Source organism: Kitasatospora sp. NPDC093558, assembly GCF_040683475.1.
Lineage (GTDB): Bacteria > Actinomycetota > Actinomycetes > Streptomycetales > Streptomycetaceae > Kitasatospora.
On sequence record NZ_JBFBDY010000764.1, the window covers coordinates 1 to 2,687 of the forward strand.

Here is a 2,687-nt window from a genome sequence, read left to right on the forward strand (position 1 = left end):
GGACGAACCGGCCCTGGAGGTCCCTCGTGACCAGGCGGTGGTGCTCCAGCGCGACGGCGAGCCGGTGCGCGGTGGGGCGCGCCAGGCCGGTGGCGGCGGCGAGTCCGGCCAGGGTGGTGGGCCCTGACTCCAGGGTGGCGAGGATCGCGGTGGCCTTGTCGAGCACGCCGACGCCGCTCGTGATCTCCATGGATGGGTACTCCAGTCTCGAATCCGCGACCGACGGGTGGGGCCGGCGCGCGGAGGCTCCCCGCGGGGAGCGGGGGTGGGGGCGGTCAGCGAGAACGGGCCGGAGAAGTCGGCCGAATGCCTGCGCCGGGCACGAGACGGGTACGACGGGTACGCGGAAGGGCCGGGGCGGGAAGCGCCCGGGCGAAGGACAGCACAGAGAGCACCGTGTCTCCTCATCTTTCCCGCGCCACGTTGGCGACAGGCCGGAGTTGGCACTGATCCCGGACGGCACGGCGCGTACTTCGGACGCCGGGTCGAACGGGGAGTTGCCGGGGCTTCGTAGGGCCGGTCCCTCCACCCCTCTGGATGATTCGCGAGGAACGATACAAGACTCCCCGCCCCACCCGCCAAACCTCCCCCCGTTCCCCGCCGCCCCGGACGTCTGTCACGGTTTCGAACCGGCAGTGCCACGACTTCGCAAATCCCTCACCCGGCCGCGACCGGAGCTCTACGGTTTTCTCGGCGGTCTTTCCCCGGCCGGGGATCAGAAAGAGCGTCAACCGGCGGCAATAGAAGAGGGGTTGGACCCATGCAACCAACCAAGATCAGCGTCCAGGCCGGAGCACTGGCGGCCATCGGCGTCATCGCGTTCATCGACAGTTTCCTCCCGTGGTACACCGTCTCCGAGAAGACGGGCGCCCGGGGCCTGCTCAGCAACTACGCCGCGAGCGGCAACGCCTGGGACGTCGGCGCCGGCGCCTGGATCCCGATGGTCGCCCTGGTGGCCGTCGGCATCATGGCCGCCCTCCCCGCCTTCGGCCGCGGTCTCCCGGCCCGCCAGGCCCACGCCACCAACCTCGTCCTCGCCGTGATCGCGACGGTGATCGTCCTGCTCCGCTGGCTCACCTACCCGTCCATCCCCGTCAGCGAGTCCGCCTTCATCGACGCCGGCGCCGACGTCGGCACCTATCTCGGCGTCCTCCTCGGCCTCGGCGCCTCCGCCGCCGCCTACCTCGGCTTCACCGCCAACGGCGGCACCCTGGACAGCTTCACGAAGATCTTCCGCACCCCGTCCGCCTGACCGACCGACCGGCCCCACCACCACCCGGGCGACCGCCGACACGCCAAGGCAGGGCGGCGGTCCCCTTCCCGTGCGTCACCGCCGACCCCGCGCTACTGCATGACCTCGAGGTGCGGGTGGTCGAAGGACTTCGGGCAGATGTAGAGCTGCAGGTTGTAGCCGCGGCCGATCTGGACCCGGACGGGGTCGTCGATGGCGTGGCGGGCCGTTGCATCCGGCGGTATCTCCTGCTCTTCCTCCGGTGCCCACGATCCGTCCGAGTCTCCGGTGGCGATCGTCAGCAGTGGTGTCATGACGGCTTCGCACGTGCCGCACGTCATCGTCCACGGGTCGCGGAAGCTCCACGGACCCCATCCGCCGACCTTCCAGCCTGGGGCGACGGACAGGTCGGACTGGTAGTCGTCGTTCGGGCCGAACCCCTGGTGCTCGCCCCACTCCTCGATGCGCCTGCGGAGGTCCGGGTCCAGTTCGAGTGGCGCCGGGTACTCGGTCACCACCTCGGGGTGGACGACGCACGGCTCCGGGACCGTTCCGCCGTGGCTCTCCACGTCGGCCGGCTCGGGTGGGTCGGTCAGCACCGCGCGGACGCCGTCGGAGGAGCGCCACACCAGGTGCACGACCGGCATGTCCTCGCCGTGGCCGTCCAGTGGGCACCACAGCACTTGGAGCACATCGGCGCCCTCGGGGCACGGCAGCCCCGGCACGTCCCGCGCGTACAGCTGGGCCACGGGGAGCATCGCGTTGGGCTCCGTGCTCGTGGGACGGCCCTCCTGGGCGCGGTCGAGAGTGGCCCTCTCCTCCGCCGTCAGGAGGTCGGCGCCCGGCTGCTGCGGTCTCCTCCAGGCCGCGTCCAGGATGCGCCGCTCCAGCCGGACGTCGGCCGGTGACACCGGCAGGCCCCACTGTTCGTGCGCGCGCCCGCACACCGGCCACGGCTCGGCCGCCGGCCAGAGCAGCGGGCCGCCGACGGAGCTGTCGTGCACCGTCGGCTCGCCGCGGCGCGGGTGCAGGCGGACGGTCTCGCGGGCCAGCGGCCTCAACTCCGGGAACGCGGCAGCGACGTCCGCGGGGCGGGGTGGTGTGGTGCGAGCCATCGGGAGTCCTTGGGTGCCGGGAGGACTGGGTCGGCGAGGACCCTATCGGTCGGCACCGACATCGCTCCGGCGAGGACGTGCAGGAGCGATGGCGGATTGGGAAGTCGGACCCGCCGACTTTCCACTCCCCGCCGATCCGTCCGGCTCGGGCCGGCCGGCCGTTGCCCCGGAAGCCGCGGGGGGCCGCTCGCCCCCTGGAGGTGCGGCCCGGGCCAGTCGCCGTTCCAGGTCGGCGAGCCGCCAGGCCGGTCTCGACCGCAGCCGGGCGGCGGCGGCCGACACCGCCCCGGGGGCGCGGCCGCAGGCCCGGACGATCCGTTCGGCCGCCTCGCGTTCGGCCG

3 protein-coding genes and 1 riboswitch are annotated in these 2,687 nt (G+C 72.9%); of the genes, 1 reads left to right on the forward strand and 2 read right to left on the reverse strand.

Annotated elements, in window-relative coordinates; genetic code table 11:
- A partial coding sequence (locus AB0O00_RS34870) for a helix-turn-helix domain-containing protein (protein ID WP_363658701.1) occupies positions 1–190 on the reverse strand: 190 nt, incomplete at its 3' end.
- A 211-nt stretch (positions 191–401) separates the two neighbouring features.
- Positions 402–544: riboswitch (SAM riboswitch) on the reverse strand.
- Positions 545–760: 216 nt separating this feature from the next.
- Here AB0O00_RS34870 and AB0O00_RS34875 point away from each other — a divergent pair.
- Positions 761–1,252, forward strand: a complete 492-nt coding sequence (locus AB0O00_RS34875) for a hypothetical protein (protein ID WP_363658703.1) — start codon at positions 761–763, stop codon at positions 1,250–1,252.
- Between the two features lie 92 nt (positions 1,253–1,344).
- On the opposite strand, the gene AB0O00_RS34880 is transcribed toward AB0O00_RS34875, so the two are convergent.
- On the reverse strand, positions 1,345–2,346 hold the full coding sequence (locus AB0O00_RS34880) for a hypothetical protein (RefSeq protein WP_363658704.1): 1,002 nt from the start codon (positions 2,344–2,346) through the stop codon (positions 1,345–1,347).
- Positions 2,347–2,687 lie beyond the last annotated feature (341 nt).

Bases quoted from the DNA above. Each gene is read 5' to 3' on its own strand.
- AB0O00_RS34875 (WP_363658703.1), top strand. From the start codon at position 761: ATGCAACCAACCAAGATCAGCGTCCAGGCCGGAGCACTGGCGGCCATC.
- AB0O00_RS34880 (WP_363658704.1), bottom strand. From the start codon at position 2,346: ATGGCTCGCACCACACCACCCCGCCCCGCGGACGTCGCTGCCGCGTTC.